Below are 21,180 nucleotides of genomic sequence, written 5' to 3'. Positions count from 1 at the left end.
GGACCTTAGACCAAAGCCCCGTCAAGGCCCAATAGCCCTACTCTTTACCTGTAACAATCAGAGCCCGCAAACCGACACATCCTACAGCACATCCCTTGAAATTATCCCGCACCTATTTTTTTATCTCTATCACGAAAAAACGCCCTTAAAACCATATTAAAAATAAAAATCAAAGTTACCCCCGAAGCCACCCTTCCAATAACATTCTTAGCCTTGGAAAATCGATTCCTTCCCATATATTCCAAATTATATATGCGATGCACACCATCCCCGGGAATATAATCCATATTCACCTCTTTCCCCAAATAGTACTCTTTCATCCTTTTGCACTCGGAAAAGCTCGTACTTCCCACAAATGAATCTTCACCAATATAGAGATAGATGAGATAGGATTTCGTCCCAAATTTCACACACTTCACGCCATCAACTACTCCATGCACATTGAGCGGCTCCTCGTTAGTCATATTCCAAAGCCACACCAACGAAAGCAGCAGGAAAATATTTATCACTATAAACAGCTTAACCCTCGAATTTCTCTTTAACACGGCCAGCACCAGTTTCAATAAGTTTTTCTCTTTTTGTGTAAGCCCTTGCTTACACAATACAAGGTCATCGCGTAATAATGGAGGTGCGTTATACCTTTGCTGGCCTTGGAGACATAAACTCGGAGGTCGTACAGCGCCACTGTAGGAGCTTGTCCGGGGCGGCGGGCCGCTGCAAGCGAATCTTAGGCCCTGAAGCCCATTCGCTTGCAGGCAAAGCTCCCACAGCGGCTTCGAAGCCCTTCTGTGCCAGCGGTCGGAAGAGCGCTTGCGCTAGCCGCTTACCTCGAAGCGGAGCCGCGTTACGCCTTTGCGGGACCCTGCTTCACCGCGTTCCCGCAAAGGCGTAACGCGGCTCCGCTGACCATAATTGAGGGCAATTCCAGATCTCACCAAACCGCTGTGAACCAAAAAAACGCGTTTCCGGAGGCAGATCTACTCTCCTTCACACTAAAGGCGACGTCCGCTCGGCGAACTGGCCGTTCCAATAGGGATAGTAGGGATACGGCGGCGTCACCGCGCTGGCCTTATCGAGCCGGGCGGCCTGTTCCTCCGTCATGGACCAGCCCACCGCACCCAGGTTGTCGCGCAATTGCTGTTCGTTGCGGGCGCCAATCAGTACCGAGGACACCGTGGGCCGGCGCAGCAGCCAGTTGATCGCCACCTGTGGTACGGTTTTACCGGTTTCCTCCGCCACCGTTAGCAACGCATCCACCACGTTGTACAGCCGCTCTTCCTCCACTGGCGGGGCGAAGCCGGCGGTTTCATGCAGACGGCTGCCCTCGGGCAAGGGCTGCCCACGGCGGATTTTGCCGGTAAGGCGCCCCCATCCCAGCGGGCTCCACACCAGCGCACCCAGTCCCTGGTCCTGGCCCAGCGGCATCAGTTCCCACTCGTAGTCGCGTCCGATCAACGAATAATAAGTCTGGTTGGCGACGAAGCGGCTGTAGCCGTAGCGATCCGCCGCCGCCAGGGACTTCATCAGTTGCCAGCCGGAATAATTGGAGGCGCCGATGTAACGGACCTTGCCGGAGCGCACCAGATCGTCCAGCGTCGCCATCACCTGTTCCACCGGCGTCATGGCGTCAAAGTGATGCAGTTGCAGCAGGTCGATGTAGTCGGTGCCGAGCCGCTTCAGCGACTGTTCCACTGCCCGCACCAGATGATGGCGGGAGGCGCCGACGTCATTGGCGCCCTCTCCGGTTCGCAGGCTCACTTTGGTGGACAGAATCACCTGGTCTCGACGACCGGCGACGGCGGCCCCGAGCACGTCCTCGGAGGCACCGTCCGAGTACACGTCGGCGGTGTCGAACAGGGTCACGCCGGCCTCCAGACACAGGTCCACCAGCCGCCGCGCTTCGTCCACGCCGCTATTGCCCCAGGCGCTGAACAGCGGTCCTTTGCCGCCGAAGGTGCCGGCGCCGAAGCCCAGTACCGGCACTTTGAAACCGGAGTGTCCCAGATAGCGGTGTTCCATGATCGTTTCTCCTTGGTCTGATGTCATTCGCCTGCAGGCAGGCTCCCACAGCGGCTTCGTAGTGACGTTCGAGGGAACCGGCCTCAGACACAGTCCCCGGTTTCAAGCAGCGGCGCGCGCTGCCGTTCCCGCCGCAGCGCCCACAGCGCCAGGGCGAGGCCGGACAGCGTGACCGCCGAGGCCACCCAGGGGATGCCGGTCAAACCGGTGCCGGAGTGAATCACCGCGCCGCCGAGCCAGGCGCCCAGAGCGTTACCCAGATTGAAGGCGCCGATATTGAAGCTGGAGGCCAGACTGGCGGCGCCTTCGGCGCGGCTGAGCACCCACAGTTGCAGCGGCGCCACGGTAGCGAAGCTGGCGGCACCAAGCAGGCCGACGAACACCACCGCGGTGACCGGGTGCTGTAGTGCCGGGCCGGTCATCGCCAGCACCAACGCCAATATCGTCAACGTCACGCCGATGGCGCGCGGCAGGTTACGGTCGGCCAGCCGGCCACCGGCCAGATTGCCGGCGATCATGCCCACGCCGAAGACCAGCAGAATCGAGGACACCTGCGCTTCGGAAAAGCCGGCCAGGCGGACCAACATGGGCTGGATGTAGGTAAAGACGGTAAACACGCCGGCGTAACCCAGAACGGTGGTGAGCAGCCCTAGCAACACAATGCCGCGCCCGATGACGCGGAATCCGTCGCGGAATGATTCCCCGCCCTGCCCGCCCTGATCGGCGGGCACCAGGGCCAGGATCACCAGGGTGGCCAGCACGCCGACCCCGGTGATGGCCCAGAACGAAGTCCGCCAGCCGTACTCCACGCCCAGCCAGGCCCCGGCCGGCACGCCCAGCAGGGTGGCCACGGTGAGGCCGGTGAACATGATGGCGATGGCGCTGGCGCGCCGGTGCGGCGCCACCAGAGAGGTGGCCACCACCGAGCCGACGCCAAAGAAAGTGCCATGCGCCAGGGAGGTGATCACCCGCGCCACCATCAACGTGGTGTAGTTGGGCGCCAGGGCACAGGCCAGGTTGCCGACGGTGAAGATTAGCATCAGCCCCACCAGTACCCGCTTGCGGGACAGGCCGCCGGTGGTGGCGGTCAACAGAGGCGCGCCGACGAACACGCCCAGGGCGTAGCCGGAGATCAGCAGGCCGGCGGCGACGATGCTGACGCCCAGATCGTCCGCCACCTGCTGCAGCACGCCCATAATCACGAATTCGGTGGTGCCGATACCAAAGGCACCGATGGTCAGCGCGTACAGCGCCCAGGGTATGCCGCCCTGTTGCGGGTCTTTCATGACCGTTCTCCGTGGGAGTGGGATCGAGAGACGGCATGCTAGGGCTTTACCTCTTTCACAAAAACAATATAGCCTTTTATTCACTTTCAATACTTCATTGAAAATAACCCTTCAATCCTGCCTTGGACGAACCATGGAAAGACTCAGTGACATCGCGCTGTTCCTGCGGGTGCTGGATCAGGGCTCGATCAGCGCCGCGGCACGCACCCTCGACCTTTCCGTGGCGGTGGCCAGCCAGCGCCTGAAACGGCTGGAACGGGATCTGCAGGTGCGTCTGCTGCATCGCACCACCCGCCGTCTCCACCCTACCCCTGAGGGCCGGCTTCTGGCGGAGCGGGGACGGTTACTGGTGGAAGACCTGGAAGCGCTGGCCAACGGGCTCCGGCAAAGCGCCAACGAGATCAGCGGCACCCTGCGACTGGCGCTGCCGCCGGCGTTCGGGCGCCAGTATATTTCGCGGCTGCTGCCCGGTTTCCTGCAACGCTACCCGCAAGTGCGCCTGGACGTGCATCTGAGCGACGACCAGGTGGACCTGGTGGGGGAAGGGTTTGATCTCGCCATCCGTATCGGTGTGCTCAAGGACTCCTCGCTGGTGGCGCGGCGGCTGGCCGACGACAAGCGGGTGCTGTGCGCCTCCCCCGATTACCTGGCCCGCCACGGCGTACCGACCCATCCCCGGGAACTGGCCAACCACCCTTGTCTGCTACTGACCAGTCATCCGGACCGGCAGGACGTCTGGGATCTGCGCGACCCGGACGGGCGGCCATTCCCGGTCAAAGTCAGCGGCCCGGTCCGGGCCAATCAGGGGGAGTTACTGACCGAAGCCGTGCTCGCCGGTCTGGGCATTGCCCAGCATTCGCTCTGGCACATCCACGAACACCTGTGCCAGGGCCGTCTCAAGGTGGTGTTGGCGGATTATCAATTGGCCGACACCGCCATCCACGCGGTGATGCCGCAACGCAAGCAAGTGCCGCCAAGGGTGCGGGCGTTCGTGGAGTTCGTATCGGAAAGTCTGGGAGAAGCGCCGTTGTGGGAACGGCTGCCGGAGGGAAGCCGGGCGTGAACGGGCACCCCGGCTCGAATCCGTCTCTGTGGGACGAGTTGCTGTAGGAGACTGCCTGCAGGCGAATCTTTCGTTCAAGAGCCCATTCGCCTGCAAGGCAAGCTCCTACAGCGGCTTCGTAGTCCCCTTCGTGGGAAGAAGCGGGCCCGGATTAACCGGCCAGTTTGGCTTTCAGTTCACGGCGACGGCGGTGCAGGACCGGCTCGGTGTAGCCGCTGGGCTGCTCGCAGCCCTTGAACACCAGATCACAGGACGCCTGGAAGGCGATGCTGTCATCGAAGTTCGGCGCCATGTCCATGTAGGTCGGGTCACCGGCGTTCTGCTTGTCCACCACCTGCGCCATGCGCTTCATGGACTCCATCACCTGTTCCTCGGTGACAATGCCATGGTGCAGCCAGTTGGCGATGTGCTGGCTGGAGATACGGCAGGTGGCGCGGTCTTCCATCAGGCCCACGTTGTTGATGTCCGGCACCTTGGAACAGCCCACGCCCTGGTCGATCCAGCGCACCACGTAGCCGAGGATACCCTGGGCGTTGTTGTCCAGTTCCTGCTGGATTTCATTGGCGGTCAGTTCGCCTTCCAGCAACGGAATGGTGAGGATGTCGTCCAGGGAGGCGCGACCGCGGCTGGCCAGTTGATCCTGTACCTGCTGCACGTTCACTTCGTGATAGTGCATCACGTGCAGGGTGGCGGCGGTGGGTGACGGCACCCAGGCGCAGTTGGCGCCGGCTTTCGGGTGACCGGCCTTGGTGGCCATCATTTCCGCCATTTCGTCCGGCTTCGCCCACATGCCTTTACCGATCTGGGCCACGCCTTGCAGGCCGCATTCCAGGCCGATATCCACGTTCCAGTTTTCATAGGCGTTGATCCAGGGCATGCCTTTCATATCGCCTTTGCGCGCCATCGGGCCCGCTTCCATGGAGGTGTGCATCTCGTCACCGGTACGGTCGAGGAAACCGGTGTTGATGAAGATCACCCGGTCCTTGGCCTGACGGATACATTCCTTCAGGTTCACGGTGGTACGGCGCTCTTCGTCCATGATGCCGATCTTCAGGGTGTTGGCCGGCAGGCCCAGCGCTTTTTCCACGCGCTCGAACAGTTCCACCGCGAACGCCACTTCTTCCGGACCGTGCATTTTCGGCTTCACGATGTACACGGAGCCGGTGCGGCTGTTGCGGAAATCGGCGCCGTCCTGCTTCTTCAGATCGTGGATGGCGGCCAGCACGGTGACCATGGCGTCCATGATGCCTTCCGGGATTTCCTCACCGTTGTGCAGGATCGCCGGGTTGGTCATCAGGTGACCGACGTTGCGCACCAGCAGCAGGGAACGGCCCGGCAGCACCAGCTTGCCGCCGTCCAGCGCGGTGTATTCACGGTCCGGGTTGAGGGCGCGGCTCAGGGTGCGGCCGCCCTTGTCGAAGCTTTCCTTCAGGTCGCCTTTCATCAGGCCCGCCCAGTTGCGGTACACCTCGACTTTGTCCTCGGCGTCCACCGCGGCGACGGAGTCTTCGCAGTCCTGGATGGTGGTGATGGCGGATTCCAGCAGCACGTCCTTGACGTTGGCCGGGTCCTCGGCGCCGATCGGATGCTGATCGTCGATCTGGATTTCCGCGTGCAGGTTGTTGTGCTTGAGCAGCACGCCGCTGGGCCGCTCGGCGTCGCCCAGGAAGCCGCGCAGCTGGCCTTCGTCGGCCAGTCCGGATTCGCCCTCTTTCAGGCTCACCACCAGCTTGCCGTCGCGGATCGCGTAGCCGGTGCTGTCCTTGTGGGAGCCGCTGGCCAGCGGGAAATAGGTGTCGAGGAAATCACGGGCAAAGGCAATCACCTTGTCGCCGCGTTTCGGGTTGTAGCCGCCGCCGCGCACGGCGCCGTCTTCCTCGGAGATGACGTCGGTACCGTAGAGCGCGTCATACAGGCTGCCCCAGCGGGCGTTGGCGGCGTTCAGGGCGAAACGGGCGTTCTTCACCGGCACCACCAACTGCGGACCGGCGATGTGGGCGATCTCGTTGTCCACGTTCCGGGTGGCCACTTTGAAATCATCGCCTTCCGGCAGCAAGTAGCCCAGCTCGGTGAGGAAGCGCTTGTATTCCGGCAGGTCGATCTGCTTGCCCTTGCGCTCCAGGTGCCAGCCGTCGATCTTCTGCTGGATCTCGTCACGCTTGGCCAGCAGAGCCTTGTTGCGCGGCGCCAGGTCGGCCACGATCTGTTCCAGCTGCGCCCAGAAGTGTTCCACATCCACACCGGTACCCGGCGCCACTTCGTTGACTACCAGATCATGAAGTTCAGCGGCGATTTCCAGTCCGCCCTTTTTAATGCGATCGGTCATGTGCTCCTACCTTCTGGTCGAGTCGAAAACAAGGCCCGGGCGGCGCGGTGCGCGAGGCCCAGAGGCCGGAAAGCGGCGGCATTTTACCCGAAACACCGCCATGATTCATGCCATCAACCGTTTCTGGCGTGACGCACCGGTCAGCCCGTTCAATGGCCGCCGAACAAATTGACCACATCCAGACGATGGGCCTGCTGCCCTGCGCGCTGCACGCCGTCTTCCAGGTGTTCGAAGTCAAACAGGCGGGTGTCCGCCAGTTGGGAGGGGGCAATATTCTGAATCGCGGAAAAGATGCTCTCGATACGGCCGGGATGCTCACGATCCCAGTTGTTGAGCATTTCCTTGATGGTCTGGCGCTGCAGATTCTCCTGGGAACCGCACAGGTTGCAGGGGATGATCGGAAAATCCTTGTAGCGGGCGAAGCGCACGATGTCCTTTTCCCGGCAGTAGGCCAGCGGGCGGATCACCACGTTCTTGTTGTCGTCGCTGCGCAATTTCGGCGGCATGGCCTTCATCTTGCCGCCAAAGAACATATTCAGGAACAGGGTCTCGACGATGTCGTCACGGTGATGGCCCAGGGCGATCTTGTTGGCGCCGATCTCCTCGGCGAAGCCGTACAGACTGCCCCGGCGCAGCCGTGAACACAGCCCACAGGTGGTTTTTCCTTCCGGCACCTTCTCCTTGACGATGGAATAGGTGTCCTTCTCCAGGATGTGGTAGGACACCCCTTCCTTCTCCAGGTAATCCGGCAGTACATGCTCCGGGAACCCCGGTTGTTTCTGATCCAGATTCACCGCCACCAGCTCGAAGTTGACCGGTGCGGAAAGCTGCAGATTGCGCAGAATCTCCAGCATGGTGTAGGAATCCTTGCCGCCGGACAGACACACCATCACCTTGTCGCCGTCAGCGATCATATTGTAATCAGCGATGGCCTTGCCCACTTCCCGCCGCAACTTCTTCTGCAGCTTGTTGAAGTGAGTGCGATGCTTGGCATCGAGACTGTCGGTGACGCTTGCCATGGCAACCTCTGAACGGGCTCTGCGGGTTGGTGAGTAAGGGGTCAGGTGACTTTGATCTTGCGGATCAGGCGGCGGTACAACGGTGGGCACCATCGTTTCAGATACACGCCCATGCGCTCGCGGCCGGCGATGATAACCTGATCGCGGCCACGCTGCACGGCCTCCACCACCCGCCGGGCGCACTCCTCGGCGGCCAGGCCCTGCTCCTGGGCCGCGTCCATGGTGCCCTGGGCGGAGCCGTCACCCACCAGCGCGTTCACCGACACCTGGGTACGGATGAAACCGGGCATGACCAGGGTGACCCGGATACCTTCATCGTACTCTTCCGCCCGCAGCGCCTCGAAGAAACCGTGCAGGGCGTGTTTGCTGGCGCTGTAGGCGGAACGCAGCGGGGTCGGCAGCTCCCCCACCAGCGAGGTCACCACCACGAAACGGCCGGCTTTGGCCGCCCGGAACACCGGCAACACCGCCTTGGTCAGCGCCACCGCGCCGAAGTAATTCACCGCCATGATGCGCTGATCCACCGCCACGCCGGTGTCACGCACCAGCGAACGCTGGGAGATGCCGCCGTTGTGCACCACCTGATCCAGCCGCCCGAAGCGGGCCATGACCTGCTCCACCGCCGCCGGCATGGCATCAATGTCGGTCAGATCCAGCGGCAACACCAGATGCTGGTCGGCGTTCACCAAGGCGTCGCGCACCCGCTCCAATTCCTCCCGCCGCCGGGCGGACAACACCAGCCGAGCGCCATAGCGGGCGTATTCCGCCGCCAGCGCCTCGCCGATACCGGAGGAGGCGCCGGTAATCCAGATCACCTGATCCGCCAGGGAAGCCATCATCTAAGTCCTCTTTGTTTTGATAAGCACTTACACGCAACACGCTGGCACGCCATTCGCTGCTAAAGCAGCTTCCCACAGAGGGACTTCGAAGCCGCTGTAGGAGCTTGCCCTGCAAGCGAATCTTTTGCGCCGAAAGCCGAATTCGCTTGCAAGGCAAGCTCCTACAGCGGCCTTGTAGCGATCCGCGAGTTCATTGCTTCGAAGCCCGTAAGCGGCCTTTTAATCCTGGCGCCCGACCATTTACGTATCACCGGCGTCCAGCGCCACCCGATACAGCAAAGTATCCTCATAGCCGCTGGTCACCGGCCACAGTCCGCACAGTTCCTGATCCAGCTCGGCGTCACCGGTGTCCACCAGCAATGGACGCCCTTCCAGAGTGGCCAGCTTACCCCGGCTGGCGAGGATCTGGACGCGGTCCTTACCGAGACGGCGGATCACCGCCGGGCTGAACTGCTGATTGCCACGGCCAAACAAGTGTCCCTGACCACCGATCACGGTCAGCAGCGCTCGCGCCGGCGCTTCGCCGATACACTCCAGAATCGCTTCGGCGCCCACATCCGCCGCCACTATCTCGCCATTGCGGATGATATCCACCCCGAGCAGCGTGTTCGGCAGCCCCAGTTGTTCCATCACCACCGCCAAGGTGGAACCGGAACCGACCAGGTAATAGACGTCATCCTCCAGAGTGTCGATGATCCAGGCGGCGATTTCGGTGACCACCAGGTCCTCCACTTCGCGGCCGCCGCATTTCACCTGCTGCAGGTAACGCCCCTCTTCCGGCACCATCAAGCTGCCATAGTAACGGGCACGGACCTCGCCGTGGCGGAACGCCTCTTCGTCGATGTCACGGACCTCCGCTTCCCGCAGCGCCACCAGCCCACCGTCGCGCATATCCGCCAGCAAATGGCCGGCGGCTTCCGGGTTCACCGCGTACACCGCCGAATGCATTTTGCAGCCGGCCGGCACGCCCAGCACCGGAATGCGCTGCCCCACCGCGTCCACCAGATCCCGGGCGGTGCCATCACCACCGGCGAACAGCAGCAGGTCGACACCCGCCGTCACCAGAGCCGCCGCCGCCTCACGGCTATGCTCGGCTTCGCTGGCCGGCGGCGACTGTCCCACGCTTTCCGCCTGGAGACCGGCGTCCCGGCAGCTGTGTTCGCCCATGTCGCCGCCCCAGGTCAACCAGCGCAGCGGCCGCGCCGCCGGTCCCAGCGCTTGCAAAGCCCGAGTCATGCGCTCCACCGCCATCGGCCGCGCGCCCCGGCGCAGCGCCTCGGCACGGGTTTCGGCACCGTCACTGCCTTTCAGGCCGACGGCACCGCCGATGCCGGCGAACGGATTGACCAGTACCCCCACGGTTAGCGGGGATTTTTCGTCCATCGTCATAAAATCATCATATCCAACAACAAGAATGGCCGTGCCGGGGGAGATCACCCCGAACCCAAAGGTCAGCCCTCCATGGAGGGTCGGATTAACGGAGAGACTACCATGAGCCGCACTTCCCTCTCCCGCTCGCCGGGATCCGGAGATTTCAACGACGCCGCCCTGGTGGACGAACAGGGACGCGAGATTCCGATCACCGAAGCGATGATTCTCAAGGCCTGTCGAGAGCTGGAGCAGGCATGGCGCTACCCGCGCCAGGCGGATCGAAAAGCAGGCTGAGCAAGGCGCTCAGCACCGGCGCCACCTCACCACGGTGACGCCAGTGGTGCAGTTCATGGCGCGGCGGATAGTCCCGCCGCAAGGCATCGAACGCCCTCCCCGGGTCGGTTTCATCGACGCTGGCACGCAGACGGCGATCGTCGTCGTCAATCCGGTAGGCCCGCTGTAACAACGCCAGCAGGTCATCCTCGTCCGCCATCGGGTGTTCCAGTATCGGCCGCTCCCCGTCCATCACCGGAACCCCCGCGCTTTCCCCCCGCCACAAACGGAAGGCCTGGTGGAGCATGGTGGTGCCCAGCCACTTCCCTTCCACGCTGTAACCGGCCACATGCGGGGAACCAAGACGCACCCGCGCCAGCAGCCCGGCATCGATTCGCGGCTCCCCCTCCCAGACGTCCAGCAGCACCAGCGGCGCGTTGGCGTCCGCCAGTCTCTCCCGCAGCGCCTGGTTGTCGATCACCGCGCCCCGGCAGGTACTGAGCAGCGTTTGCCGCGGGCCGAGACGCAACAAGCGCTCACGGTCGAGCATATGGAAGGTGGCATCCGGCCCCTGGCGAGTCAGCGGCACGTGCAGGGTAACCAGATCCGCCGCCAGCACCGTATCCAGGTCGGTCAGCGGCACCACGGTATCGGCTCCGGTCCGCTGCAGCGGCGGATCACAGGCCAGGACCGTTACCCCAAGGGCGCTCAGCCACTGCGCCACCCGGCTGCCCACGTTCCCCAGGCCGACAATGCCCACGCTGCTGTCGCGCAAGGTCCTGCCCTGTTCCCGGCAGGCCAGCAACAGCGCCTGCAGCACATACTCCGCCACCGCCCGGGCGTTGCAACCCGGCGCATGGGCGAAGGCCACGCCCATGGCTTTGAGCGCCGCCCGGTCCACGTGATCGGTGCCGATGGTGGCGGAGCCGACGAAACGCACCGGGGTGCCCTCCAGCAGCACCCGGTCCACCCGGGTAACGGAGCGCACCAGTAACACCTCGGTGTCGGCAAGGTCGATCCGGGTAAGGCGGCGGCCGTCCACACGGCGCACCGTCCCGAGCCCCTCAAAGGGCGCCAGCCCCGGCATGTTTTCATCAGCGACAATACGAATGGGAGTCAAAGCTCAACACCATCAACAAGGGATCATGGATCGCGCTGTCAGTAGGACAGCAGGGTCCGGCAGCTGCGGGTGATGGCATTGAGGTAGCCGCCACCGAACAGCACGAAGTGGTTGAGCAGATGATACAGGTTATAGAGCGTCTTGCGCTGCACCACGGCGGGATCATGAGGGTCGATACCATAACCCCGATGACATTCTTCCGGCACCGGGCCGAACAATTCCAGCATGGCCAGATCCACCTCCCCATGGCCGTAGTACACCGCCGGATCGAACAGCACCACGGTGCCGTCGGTGAGCGTGCCCAGGTTGCCGGACCACAGATCACCGTGCACCAGCGACGGCGCCACCGTCACTTCGCAGAGCCAGTCCATGGCCAGCGCCATCACCGCTTCCACCTGGCCCGCCTCCGCCGCCGGCAGCCCGCGCTGACAGGCCCAGCGCCATTGTGGCGCCAGCCGTTGGTTGACGAAGAAGGTGGCCCAATCCGGCGACGGTGCATTGTATTGGCGGCTGGCGCCGATCCAGTTATCACGGTGATAACCGAACTGTTCCCCGGGCACGGAATGCAGGCGCCGCAACAGCTCGCCCAGCTCCCGCCATTGTCCACGGGAAAGGGATTGCCCCAGTTCCAGCCATTCCAGAATCAGAGCCTGGCCGCCCGCCAGCGGGCCGAGGTAACGCCAGCCCGGCACTCTCACCACTGGCGCCAGCCGGGTCAGCCCGTCCTGTTCAGCCTCCAGCGGGTCGCCATCGCTCATCCATTTGAGGAAGAAGCGCTGCGCCGGGGTATGGATGATCGCGGTGAGCCCGGCACCGCTTTGCCCAAGCGGTTGCAGCCGGCAGTCCCGGCCGGGCAGCGACCACAGTATTTCCAGTTCCCGGGCGGCGGTGTCGATATCGATCATGATGGTTCGGGTTGTTGGTTCGGGCAATCAATCCCCGGCGCGCCGGGGACCAGCGTCAGCGCTCCATTTGATGGATCGCCATCCGTTCGTTGCGGGCCCGTTCGGTTAATTGCCGGCGCCGGTATTCCCCCGGCGCGCACCCCTGCCAGCGGCGAAAAGCGTGGTAGAAATTGGCGATATCCGAAAAGCCCAGATCCTGGGTCAGTTGCTGCATGTCACAGCACGGTTCCACCAGTTTACGGCAGGCGTGTTCGTGCCGCACCTGGTCGCGCAAATCGGCGAAGCGCAGCCCCTCCTGACGCAGTCGCCGCTGCAGCGTACGGGTGGTCATGTTCAATGAGGAAGCCACCTTCTCCACCGACCAGGCACCTTGTCCCAGAGTTTCATACAGCCGCTCACGCACCTGTAGACTCACCGCCGCCGCCCGGGTCAGCGCGCCAAGCAGTCGATCCGCGGCGCGTTCCAGACGGCGCCTATAATCCGGATAGGCACCGGGCAGCGGCGAGGTCAACGCCGCTTCATCGAACAGCACGGCATTACAGGGAGCCTCGAAGACCAGCGGACATTGAAAGAAGGCACGGTATTCGTTCAGTTGTGGCGGTGGCGGGGCCGGATGGCGGAAGGCCGCCTCCCGTACCGGGAAACGCCCACCGGTGAGGGAGCGGCCAATGGCGACGATGGTGGCCACCACCAGTTCGTTGTGGGTGCGGGTCTGGGTAAACTCCAAATCCGGATAATGCGGGAACACTTCCAGGGCCACGGCATCGGGTTCGTGACGCAGGGCGAACCCCAGGTACGGCACCAGCAGGTCCTTGTAGCGGAACAGCAGCGCCAGCCCCTGATCCAGGGACGCGGAAGCCGCCATCAGGTTACCGATGATGTCCAGATTGCCGTAGTGGTTGTCTCTGCCCACATGCAGACCAAAGAGCGGATCCCGGGTTTCGGCGAACGCGGTGCTGAGCACGGTATCGATCTGCTCCACCCGCACATAGCACTCCGCGCGCCCGACCATGTCCGCGCCGATCCCGGCTTTCTGAAACAACGCCTGCACGTCCAGGCGGCTGCGCAGTGCGATCTCCATTAACGCCGGCAGGTTGGATGCCGGGAACAATTTGCTCGCCATGTGGTTTCCTTACGTAGTGGCTTTCGCCTTTGTTATTTTTTTATCACGCTAGGCAGGACGCGGCCTTCGGTCAAGTTTCCAGTGGATAATGGCCCGATTCGCCTCGGCACTGAACTGGCCGCGATCCATCGCGACGGGTAATCTTGGCGCAAACCCTGACGAGCCTGCCATGCTGAAACGCTATTTCATCGACGACGTCACCGACACCGCCGCTTCCCGCCGTCAGGCTTTCTCCCTGTTCACCCGGGTGGAAGACTGGCCCGACTGGTGTTCGGTGGTTCGCTATGCCAGATTGTTCGGCGGCTGGCGCCCCGGCGCCACCCTGCTGTTCGTTATCGACCTGCCCGGCCTGCCCCCCGCGCCGGTGGCGGTAAAAGTGCTGGAAGTGGTCGAAAACGAGCGCATCAGTTGGGGACTGTCGTTGCCGCTGGCGAGGATTCAGCACCGCTTTTCCTTCATTGACGACGATGAAGGTGGCTGCCGGTTGCATCAGGAAGAGTGGTCCGAGGGCGCCCTGACATTGCTTACACTCCCCTTCGGCAAACTGATTCATCGCTTTGATCGCCGTTTCGCCGCCGAATTCGCGGCGATGTTTTAGAGCCTGTTAATAATAACCGGTCCGAGAGGTTCCATGACCCATCGACTGTTCTTGAGCTATTGCCGGGTGGTGCTGCGCCATCCACTGTTCTGGCTGCTGATCGTGGCTTTAGTGAGCGCCACCGCCGCCTGGCAGGCACGACACTTCAAACTGGACGCCTCGGCGGATTCTCTGGTGCTGGAGAACGACCAGGCGTTGCAGTACTACCGTGGTATCGCCAAGCGCTATGGCGGTAGCGATTTCCTGGTGGTCACCTACACCCCCAAGGATCGCCCTCTGTTCCAGCGCGATACCCTGGAACACCTGTCACGACTGCAGGACAGTCTGAAGAAAGTGGATCGGGTGGCCTCGGTTTACAGCATGCTGGATGTGCCGCTGCTGTTCAGCCCGCAGGTGGAATTCACCGATCTGGCCAGCGGCTACCGTACCCTGCTTGAAGCGGACACCGACCTGGCCCTGGCGAAGAAGGAATTCACCGAGGAAAACCCTCTCTATCAGGACCTGCTTGTCAGCCGGGACGGCAACACCACCGCGCTGCTGCTGACGCTGGAAGACGATCAGCATTACCGCGACCTGCTGGCACAACGTACGGAACTGCGCAAGAAGCGACGCGAAGACACGCTCAGCGCCGAAGAAGAAGAGCGGCTGGACAGGGTCTCCCGGGAATTCAGCGACTACAGCAGCCAGCTGCAGGCGGAAAGTACCCAGCGTATCGAGCAGGTGCGCGGCATCATGGACCAGTATCGCGATCAGGCGGGACTGTTCCTTGGCGGTGTGCCGATGATCGCCAGTGACATGGTCAGCTTCATTCGCGCCGATCTGGAGATCTTCGGCATCGGCGTTCTGGTATTTCTGATCCTGGCCCTGTTTCTGATTTTCCGCCGCCCCCGCTGGGTGGTGGTGCCACTGGTCTGCTGCGGACTCACCGTGTTGATCGTCACCGGCTGGCTCGGCTTCATGGACTGGAAGGTCACCGTGATCAGCAGCAACTACATCTCGTTGTTGCTGATCATCACCATGTCCATCGCCATTCACCTGACCGTGCGATACCGGGAACTGCACGAAGAAAACCCCTCGGCCACCCAGGCCTGGCTGGTACGGGAAACCGCCGCCCATATGATGCGGCCCTGTGTGTACATGATCCTGACCACCATGGTCGGTTTCTCGTCCCTGGTGATCAGCGACATCCGCCCGGTCATCGACTTCGGCTGGATGATGACCATTGGTCTGGCGGTGGCGCTGGTGGTGTGTTTCCTGGCCTTCCCGGCCCTGCTGTTGCCATTGCAGCCCGGCACTGCCCCCGGCGGTAGCGACCTGACCCGCAAGTTGACACTGGGCTTCGCCACCATCACCGAAAAAAGCCGGCTGCCACTGCTGCTGGCAGCGCTGGTGATCATCGCCCTGGCGGTGTGGGGGATGAGCCGTCTGACGGTGGAAAACCGCTTTATTGATTACTTCCAGAAGGACACGGAAATCCACCAGGGCATGCTGCAGATCGACCGCAAACTGGGTGGTACCACACCGCTGGATATCATTATTGATGCGCCGCCGAGGCCGGAACCCAAAACACAAGACCACCACACCGCCACGTCCGAGCCGGCGTCCGACGATGGTTTTGGCGCGACGGACGAAGATCCTTTCAGCGCCGGTGACGACGGCTTTGGCACGGACGGCACGGATCAGGCGGGCGATCCTTTCGCCGCCGACAGTACCGACTCGTTCAGTGCCGACCCCTTCGGTGCCGACGATGGCGGCGATCCGTTCAAACAGGCTTCCGCCGGTGAACGCCGTCTGCGCGACGCTTACTGGTACACCCCCCACCGGCTGGGCCAGTTGATCGAGATCGAGGAATATCTCAAGTCCCTGCCGGAAACCGGCAAGGTGCTGTCCATCGCCACCACTTACCAGGTAGCGGAAAAGCTCAATGGCGGCCCTCTCAGTTACATGCAGTTGATGCTGCTGGCGAGCTTCATTCCCGACGATCTGCGTTCACAGCTGGTGAATCCATACATGTCCGAGGACGGCCGCCAGGTACGCATCAGTGTGCGGGTGATCGATTCAGACAAGAATCTCAATCGCGATGACCTGCTCAAGAAGATTCGCGGCGATCTGCTGGAGAAGTTCGACCTGCAGCCCGAGCAGGTGCATCTCACCGGTGCCATGGTGCTCTATAACAACATGCTGCAGAGTCTGTTCGATTCCCAGATCAAGACCCTCGGCTATGTGTTCGTGGCGATCATGGTGATGTTGCTGATCCTGTTCCGCTCGTTGCCGGTGGCATTGATCAGCATGGTGCCGAGCCTGGTCAGCGCGGCGCTGGTACTGGGTTTGATGGGCTGGATCGGTCTGCCGCTGGATTTGATGACCATCACCATTACCGCGATCACCATCGGCATCGCCGTGGACGACACCATCCACTACATACACCGCTTCCATGAGGAATTGCCGAAAGACAACGATTATGTGGCCACCATGTACCGCTGCCACGGCTCCATCGGCAAGGCGATGTACTACACCTCTCTGGTGATCATCGCCGGCTTCTCGATCCTGGCGATTTCCAACTTCAATCCCACCGTCTATTTCGGGCTGCTCACCGGCCTGGCCATGCTGGTGGCGTTGCTCAGCAACCTGACATTGTTGCCGGCCTTGCTGATCAGTGTGAAACCGAAGTTGAGGGTGTGAGGGCTCCTGCGCTCGCCGGTTACCTCGAAGCGGAGCCGCGTTAGGCCTTTGCGGGACCCTGTCGAACACGGACGTTCGACCGGGAGCCTACACGGACGTATTCACGGCGTTTCCGCAAAGGCCTAACGTGGCTCCGCTGTCCCTGCTGGACCCCCCCGGTTTTCCCTGAACCGCGATAAGCCTTTCCTGGCGTCAGACGTCCTGACGTTCATCCACCGGCACCCGGGGCGCTCCCGGCACCGGGTCCTGGTGAATGATCACCTCGGCGTTGGGAAACGCCTTGCGGATGTCCAGACGAATGCGCTCGCCGAGGGCATGAGCATCGAGCAATGACATGGTTTGGTCCATGTCCACATGCAATTGAATAAACAGCGTCCGCCCTGAAAGACGAGTGCGCAGATCATGGAATCCCAGCGCCTCGGTATGGGCTCCGACGATGGCGCCAATACGATCTCGGGTATCCCCTTCCACCTCCCGGTCCAGCAGCAGCTGACTGGCCTCCCAGCCGATCTGCCAGGCGGAACGCAGCACGAACACCGCGATCAGCATCGCCACGATGCCATCCGCCTCAGGGAAGCCGAACCAGGCGATCACCAGCGTGGCGATAATGCCCAGGTTCACCGCCAGATCGGAGAAGTAATGCAGGCTGTCCGCCTGGATCGCGGTGGAGCCGGTGCGACGGATCACGTAGCGTTGAAAAATCACCAGGGCGCCGGTCAGGACAATGGAAAACACCATCACGCCGATACCCAGACCAGTGGCTTCCAGCGGTTGTGGATCCAGCATTTTGAGGATCGCTTCCCGCCCCAGAAACACCGCCGAGCCCGCCACCAGTACCGCCTGGCCCAGCCCGGCCAGCGCCTCCGCCTTGCCGTGTCCGAAGCGGTGTTCCTTATCCGGCGGTACCAGCGAATAGCGAATGGCGGCGAAGTTGACCAGCGAGGCCAGCGAGTCCATCGCTGAATCCACCAGCGAGGCCAGCAGGCTGACCGAGCCGGTGGCGCTCCAGGCCAGCGCCTTGACCACGATCAGCACCATGGCCACCGCCACCGAAGCCGAGGCGGCAAGAAGCAATAAACGATGGGACGCGCGGGAATGATCGGTCATGATTTCTTCGGTAACAGAGGAAGCGGGTCCACCGGCTGTCCATCCCGGCGAATCTCGAAATGCAATTGGGTGCGAAAGGTGCCACTGGACCCCATGGTGGCGATCTTCTGACCGGACTTCACCTGCTCCCCCTCCTTCACCAGTAAGTTATCGTTGTGAGCATAGGCGCTCAGCCAGCGATCATTATGTTTGATGATCAGCAACTTGCCGTAACCAGTCAGCCCCACCCCTTTATACACCACCGCCCCGTCCGCCGCGGCCACTACCGACGCACCGCGACGCCCGGCGATGGCGATACCGCGAGGGCCGCTGCCGGCGAAGGAAAAGCGCTGCACCAGCTCTCCATCCGCCGGCCAGCGCCAACGCACGTTGCTGACTACTTTCGGGGTCGCTGGAGGGGCCGGTTTGGCGACCGGCTTGACGGCCGGCTTCGCCGTCGGTTTGCTGCTTGAGGCGGTACTGCGTGGACGGGTTTTCGGTACTGCCGCGGCGCGGGAGGAGAAACGGATCACCTGTCCGGGATAGATGGTGTAAGGCGCTTTGATGCCATTGGCGCGCGCCAGCGACTTGTAGTCCCAGCCGTAGCGCCAGGCAATCGAATACAAGGTCTCGCCGCGAGCCACCTTATGGCTGCCGGAAGTCACCGGCTGGGAGCGGGATGACTTGCCGTACAGGTCAACCACCGGCGGCGGATTGCTTACCGCACACCCGCCCAGCCACAGTGTCAAAGTTATCCAGACCAGAACGCGCAAGTAGAAGCCTTTAGTCGGTCGTCTCCTTGGCGACATTATGCACAGGTGCGGCCAGGGAAAGTAGCCAGACCACAGCCATTCCCAATAAAGCGGCAAGCACGGCGATGAGAATTTGCGTCCCTTCGCCGGTGGCCTGAGCGTATTGATGCGGCGTCAGCCAATGCTCTCCGAGGCCACTTTCGTCACCGATGCGCCAGGGCCAGAGTTTGACCAGCGAACCGGCCATGAAGCCGCCAAGCAGCGCCATTACTGTGTCGTGGTAACGACTCAACAGCCACTTCAGCAAATGCACGAAGCTCAACAGCCCCACCGCGCAGCCGCCCGCGAAAGCAGCCAGCAATGACCACTGGCCGTCACGCACCGCCTGCAGAACCGGCTCATAAAGCCCGAGTAAAAGAAGGATAAAACTGCCGGAAATGCCCGGCAGAATCATCGCGCAGATAGCCACGGCGCCACCCAGAAAAAACACCAGCGGGCCGGCACCGGCCCCCTGCAGTCCCGGCGCCAGCGAAATCGCCACCGCCGCCAGAGTGCCGGCCAGAAAGGTAGCCCATTGGGAAGGGCCTCTTCGTACCAGCGGCTTGAGAATCATCGGGATGCTGGCGGCAATCAAACCGGAAAAGAACGCCCACACCGGTACCGGATGGTGTTCCAGAAACCAGGTAATCAAGCGCGCCAGCAAGGCGATGCTGGTGAGGATGCCCGCCAACAGAGAAATCAGGAAAGTGAAGTTGCCGGCACGCCAGAACGCGGCAAATCCCTGCCGTCGCCAGATCGTGATCAGACCGGGGCGAACCCCGCCCAGAGTGGCGATCAGTTCCTCATAGATGCCGGTGATCAGCGCCAGGGTGCCACCGGAAACCCCGGGCACCACGTCGGCCGCGCCCATGGCGATGCCCCGGCAGTAGACGCCGGGCCGAAACAAAGCGGTCATTGCACGCCTCTCTGAAAGGGCACGAAGCGCACCGGGTCCAGCGCCCGCGACACCAGTTCGTTGCCATGCCGATCCACCACGGTCAGCCGTTGTTGGCGATCCCCCACCGGCATCACCAGACGGCCTCCCTCGGCCAGTTGGGCAAGCAGTTCCTCGGGGATGTCCGGACGGGCGCAGGTCACCAGGATGCCATCGAACGGGGCCGCCGAGGACCAGCCGAAGCCGCCGTCGGCATGGCGCAGCTGCACCCGGTTGGCCAGTCCCAGCTCACGCAGCCGCAGCCGGGCGGCATCCTGCAAAGGGCGGATCCGCTCCACCGAACAGACCTGACGGGCGAAAGCGGCCAGTACCGCGGTCTGGTAACCGCAGCCGGTTCCCACCTCCAGCACCTTCTCCGGAATCGCCTGCTCGATCAGCAGCTCGGTCATGCGCGCCACCACCCAGGGCTGGGAAATGGTCTGCCCGTGGCCGATCGGCAGGGCGGTATCGTCATAGGCCTGATGGGACAGCGCCTCGTCCACGAACAAATGCCGTGGCGTGGCGCGAATGGCTTCCAGTACCCGTTCATCGGTGATCCCCGATTCCCTTAGCCGGCTGATCAGCCGTTCCCGGGTACGCGCGGACGTCATGCCAATCCCACTTCGTCGGTCTGTCATGTTGCTAAAATCCCAATGGGGCCAGACGCCCCCCTGATATCAAAGCCTTTCCCGCGAGCGCCGTTCCGGCCCGCGAGTCTCCAGCAACTCCGCCAGCACGGTGGTGGCGAAGGCCCCGGCCGGCAAGCGGAAAGATAAATACAGGGTATCGTCCCTGCTGTCCCAGTCGAGGCCGGACACCGGCAGGCGGGTGGCGCGGCGGGCCGCGTCGACACCCTGCCCCGCCAATCCCTCGATGACCGCGACCCAGGGGGCCAGCACGGTCTGTTCCAATATTTGGCAAGCGCCCGATGATGCCATGCCCCCGGCGCCGGGCAAAGGCCCGGTGGGATGAACTTCTCCGGCACTCAAGCGGGTTTCGGCGTCCGGTTCATCGGCGGCGGCGAATAATCCACGGCTGCCGTCCGGTTGCAAAAGGTCGCCGTCCAGCAGCCGGTCCCAACAGCCGCCGCGCACCCGCTCCGCCAATACCGCGTTGAACAGACCCGAGCGCACCGCCGACAGCCACAGGCCGCGCAAGGTGCGTTTGCGAGGCGCCTCGCCCTCTCCGCTCAGCCAGATCAGTCCGCGCTGCCAGTTACTGTCGTCCCGGCCAAAGCGCTGCTCGCCGAAATAGTTGGGTACGCCCAGGCGGGCGATCAACGCCAGACGCTCCGCCAGCGCCGCCGGATCCGCCTGGACCTGACGCAGGCGCAGTTGGAAAGCATTGGCGCGATGGGTACCGCGATTCAACTTGCGCCGGTGGCGGCGAGCCTGCAACAGCCGCACCCCCGGCGGACAGTCCAGGTCAGGGTCCGGTTTGCCGGGCAGATGGAGACTGAACCACTGGCGGGTGATGGCGCGGCGGTCCTTAAGCCCGCTGTAGCCCACCGAGAGACGATGAATGCCGGCCTGCTGGGCCAGCCACAACGCCACGTCCTCGGTGTTCCAATCGGTTTTCTCGATCTCCAGCCAGAGGTGCTCGCCCTCTCCTTCCGGCGTCACTGTCATGACCTCGTCGACGCGAAAGTCAGCGAACTGCTCCCGCATCAGGGCGCGCCCCAGCGGCGCGCCATGGGCCGGCGGCCGCGCCGGGGCGCCGCCGTTGTTCAAAACGGCGCCATTCAA

19 protein-coding genes are annotated in these 21,180 nt (G+C 62.8%); 4 read left to right on the top strand and 15 right to left on the bottom strand.

Annotation, left to right across the window (positions count from 1 at the left end):
• Window positions 1–101 precede the first annotated feature (101 nt).
• From B5T_RS09645 to B5T_RS09635, 3 genes are all read right to left on the bottom strand, one after another.
• Window positions 102–563: a hypothetical protein gene (locus tag B5T_RS09645; RefSeq protein ID WP_014994310.1), complete on the bottom strand. Its 462-nt coding sequence runs from the start codon at window positions 561–563 to the stop codon at window positions 102–104.
• 424 nt (window positions 564–987) lie between these two features.
• Complete coding sequence (locus tag B5T_RS09640; RefSeq protein WP_014994309.1) at window positions 988–2,019, bottom strand: aldo/keto reductase; 1,032 nt, start codon at window positions 2,017–2,019, stop codon at window positions 988–990.
• An 83-nt stretch (window positions 2,020–2,102) separates the two neighbouring features.
• Window positions 2,103–3,305 (bottom strand): MFS transporter, encoded by a 1,203-nt coding sequence (locus tag B5T_RS09635; protein WP_014994308.1) that lies wholly within the window; start codon window positions 3,303–3,305, stop codon window positions 2,103–2,105.
• 133 nt (window positions 3,306–3,438) lie between these two features.
• On the opposite strand from B5T_RS09635, the gene B5T_RS09630 reads away from it, so the two are divergent.
• Entirely contained in the window at window positions 3,439–4,368 is a 930-nt protein-coding gene (locus B5T_RS09630) for a LysR family transcriptional regulator (protein WP_014994307.1), read from the top strand.
• Window positions 4,369–4,519: 151 nt separating this feature from the next.
• On the opposite strand, the gene B5T_RS09625 is transcribed toward B5T_RS09630, so the two are convergent.
• From B5T_RS09625 to B5T_RS09610, 4 genes are all read right to left on the bottom strand, one after another.
• Window positions 4,520–6,694 (bottom strand): malate synthase G, encoded by a 2,175-nt coding sequence (locus B5T_RS09625; RefSeq protein ID WP_014994306.1) that lies wholly within the window; start codon window positions 6,692–6,694, stop codon window positions 4,520–4,522.
• 149 nt (window positions 6,695–6,843) lie between these two features.
• Entirely contained in the window at window positions 6,844–7,713 is an 870-nt protein-coding gene (ttcA, locus tag B5T_RS09620) for a tRNA 2-thiocytidine(32) synthetase TtcA (RefSeq protein ID WP_014994305.1), read from the bottom strand.
• Window positions 7,714–7,754: 41 nt separating this feature from the next.
• Entirely contained in the window at window positions 7,755–8,552 is a 798-nt protein-coding gene (locus B5T_RS09615; protein ID WP_014994304.1) for an SDR family oxidoreductase, read from the bottom strand.
• A gap of 240 nt (window positions 8,553–8,792) precedes the next feature.
• Window positions 8,793–9,935, bottom strand: a complete 1,143-nt coding sequence (locus tag B5T_RS09610; RefSeq protein ID WP_014994303.1) for an ATP-NAD kinase family protein — start codon at window positions 9,933–9,935, stop codon at window positions 8,793–8,795.
• A 108-nt stretch (window positions 9,936–10,043) separates the two neighbouring features.
• Here B5T_RS09610 and B5T_RS23375 point away from each other — a divergent pair, with 108 nt between their 5' ends.
• Window positions 10,044–10,217 carry a PA1571 family protein gene (locus B5T_RS23375; RefSeq protein ID WP_167321212.1) on the top strand — a complete coding sequence of 58 codons (174 nt, stop codon included), beginning with the start codon at window positions 10,044–10,046 and terminating at the stop codon, window positions 10,215–10,217.
• Here the strand turns inward: B5T_RS23375 and B5T_RS09605 are convergent.
• Genes B5T_RS09605 through B5T_RS09595 form a run of 3 tightly spaced genes read right to left on the bottom strand, consistent with a single transcriptional unit; the run spans window position 10,150 to window position 13,344 of the window.
• Entirely contained in the window at window positions 10,150–11,316 is a 1,167-nt protein-coding gene (locus tag B5T_RS09605; RefSeq protein WP_014994302.1) for a 4-phosphoerythronate dehydrogenase, read from the bottom strand. The two genes, B5T_RS23375 and B5T_RS09605, sit on opposite strands and share 68 nt — an antisense overlap.
• 38 nt (window positions 11,317–11,354) lie before the next feature.
• Window positions 11,355–12,221: a fructosamine kinase family protein gene (locus B5T_RS09600; RefSeq protein WP_014994301.1), complete on the bottom strand. Its 867-nt coding sequence runs from the start codon at window positions 12,219–12,221 to the stop codon at window positions 11,355–11,357.
• 55 nt (window positions 12,222–12,276) lie between these two features.
• Window positions 12,277–13,344 (bottom strand): AraC family transcriptional regulator, encoded by a 1,068-nt coding sequence (locus B5T_RS09595; RefSeq protein WP_014994300.1) that lies wholly within the window; start codon window positions 13,342–13,344, stop codon window positions 12,277–12,279.
• A 169-nt stretch (window positions 13,345–13,513) separates the two neighbouring features.
• On the opposite strand from B5T_RS09595, the gene B5T_RS09590 reads away from it, so the two are divergent.
• Together B5T_RS09590 and B5T_RS09585 are read left to right on the top strand one after the other, a co-directional pair.
• Window positions 13,514–13,942 (top strand): SRPBCC family protein, encoded by a 429-nt coding sequence (locus tag B5T_RS09590; protein ID WP_014994299.1) that lies wholly within the window; start codon window positions 13,514–13,516, stop codon window positions 13,940–13,942.
• Between the two features lie 33 nt (window positions 13,943–13,975).
• The gene (locus B5T_RS09585) at window positions 13,976–16,624 is read left to right on the top strand and encodes an efflux RND transporter permease subunit (RefSeq protein WP_014994298.1); all 2,649 of its coding nucleotides are present in this window, start codon (window positions 13,976–13,978) and stop codon (window positions 16,622–16,624) included.
• Window positions 16,625–16,816: 192 nt separating this feature from the next.
• Here B5T_RS09585 and B5T_RS09580 read toward each other — a convergent pair whose 3' ends face one another.
• From B5T_RS09580 to truD, 5 genes are read right to left on the bottom strand one after another with little or no spacing between them, the layout of a single operon-like run.
• The gene (locus B5T_RS09580; RefSeq protein WP_014994297.1) at window positions 16,817–17,731 is read right to left on the bottom strand and encodes a cation diffusion facilitator family transporter; all 915 of its coding nucleotides are present in this window, start codon (window positions 17,729–17,731) and stop codon (window positions 16,817–16,819) included.
• Window positions 17,728–18,459, bottom strand: a complete 732-nt coding sequence (locus tag B5T_RS09575) for a peptidoglycan DD-metalloendopeptidase family protein (RefSeq protein ID WP_014994296.1) — start codon at window positions 18,457–18,459, stop codon at window positions 17,728–17,730. The genes B5T_RS09580 and B5T_RS09575 overlap by 4 nt, the downstream gene beginning before the upstream one ends.
• A 34-nt stretch (window positions 18,460–18,493) precedes the next feature.
• Window positions 18,494–19,417 carry a DUF368 domain-containing protein gene (locus tag B5T_RS09570; protein WP_014994295.1) on the bottom strand — a complete coding sequence of 308 codons (924 nt, stop codon included), beginning with the start codon at window positions 19,415–19,417 and terminating at the stop codon, window positions 18,494–18,496.
• A complete protein-coding gene (locus tag B5T_RS09565; RefSeq protein ID WP_041716972.1) occupies window positions 19,414–20,073 on the bottom strand; it encodes a protein-L-isoaspartate(D-aspartate) O-methyltransferase in 660 nt (219 codons plus the stop codon). Before B5T_RS09565 ends, B5T_RS09570 begins: the two co-directional genes overlap by 4 nt.
• Before the next feature lie 39 nt (window positions 20,074–20,112).
• The gene (gene truD, locus B5T_RS09560) at window positions 20,113–21,180 is read right to left on the bottom strand and encodes a tRNA pseudouridine(13) synthase TruD (protein ID WP_014994293.1); all 1,068 of its coding nucleotides are present in this window, start codon (window positions 21,178–21,180) and stop codon (window positions 20,113–20,115) included.

The organism is Alloalcanivorax dieselolei B5 (genome assembly GCF_000300005.1).
In the GTDB taxonomy this organism is placed as follows: Bacteria; Pseudomonadota; Gammaproteobacteria; order Pseudomonadales; family Alcanivoracaceae; genus Alloalcanivorax; species Alloalcanivorax dieselolei.
Note: the sequence above shows the minus strand (reverse complement) of the source record. Positions and strands in the feature narration are given on the sequence as shown.